2 protein-coding genes are annotated in these 1231 nt (G+C 31.3%); both read left to right on the top strand.

Going from position 1 to position 1231, the window contains the following annotated elements; all coding sequences use genetic code 11:
* Positions 1–234: hypothetical protein (locus ACZBKJ_RS09860; RefSeq protein WP_463200920.1), on the top strand; the 234-nt coding region annotated here is incomplete at its 5' end.
* 3 nt (positions 235–237) lie between these two features.
* Positions 238–582, top strand: coding sequence for a polymorphic toxin type 15 domain-containing protein (locus ACZBKJ_RS09855; protein WP_463200921.1), 345 nt, complete (start codon positions 238–240; stop codon positions 580–582).
* Positions 583–1231 lie beyond the last annotated feature (649 nt).

Here is a 1231-nt window from a genome sequence, read left to right as displayed (position 1 = left end):
TTGAATATTGGTGCAAATAATGCCAATTATTCAAATACTGCACACAAAAACATAAGCAATAGGGCTGGAAATGGGGACGTTATTGATCAATCTCTATCAAGAAAAGCATTAGGCAATTACACAATAGAACCATTTAACTTGACAAGCTCAAAAGCTTACAAAGATTTAAAAACAGACAAAGAGCGTAAGGAATTTATCAGCCATTACACTCGTCAAGTAAAACGTCAAGAATAGGCTATTAACAGCTTATCTCCAGATGAGTTATTAAGTGCAATTGATGCACACAAACAAAGTGGTAGAGAGTCACCAGAAAATCAACGTGCATTTACAAAAAAATTCAAGAGAAACTTACAAACAACTATTGAAAAAAGTATATGTGGAAAACCCCAGTATAAAAATTTAAGCCAAGCAGAGATAAAAAAATATGCCAAAGATCGTACAGAAGAAATTGCCAGCAAACTAGCAGCACTTCATGATCCAGACCAAGAGTTGGCGGATCGGCTAGCTTTAATCAAGAGTTGGCAACTGGAAATCTTACACCAGGAGAGAAGTATTATGGCGTTTCAATTGATGGTGCTGTAGTTCCTATTGCAGGAGTGAAAGGTAATGTGTCTTTGTATAGTAATGGTTCGGTGAGGTATCATGGAGGAGTATCATCAGGAGCTGATTTTGGTTTAGCTGTAAAGGTTTGTTCGGTGCAAACAGAAAAAGAGTGTAAATAAACATGAATAAAAAAATTAATTTTATATATTTCTTTCTTGGTTCTGTTTTGGTTTTTTTGGTAAATATTTTGCAGATAATGTAAGAATATTTTTGTTTGTATTATTATTTATAACAGCAATTTTTCATGCAAAGGATACATTTAAATATATTTTAATATCTTTGAAAGATATGATTAAGCAAATAAGAAAAAGATTTTATGAAAGATATAGTTGACGATTGTATTTAGAGGGTAATTAAAGACTAAAACTTGCGAGAACAATCACGACTTATGTAAAAAGAATGATTAGGAATTTTTGTATCATTCTTGCTATTTGTGGTTTTTTATATATCTGCTTTTATATATTTGCTATATTAGGACTAATACATAGTAATTTATAAGCAGACAAAATACTTTCCATAACTTTACTACAGATAGAACCAGAATAATGAATAGGCAGAATGGTGAATATCCAAACACAAAATATGTTCATCAAAATGGTCAATTTAAAGAACTATTAATGAAGATGGG

The organism is Moraxella sp. I5G (genome assembly GCF_055193055.1).
The sequence above is the reverse complement of the archived record's forward strand: the minus strand, read 5'-3'. Positions and strand labels throughout refer to the sequence as shown.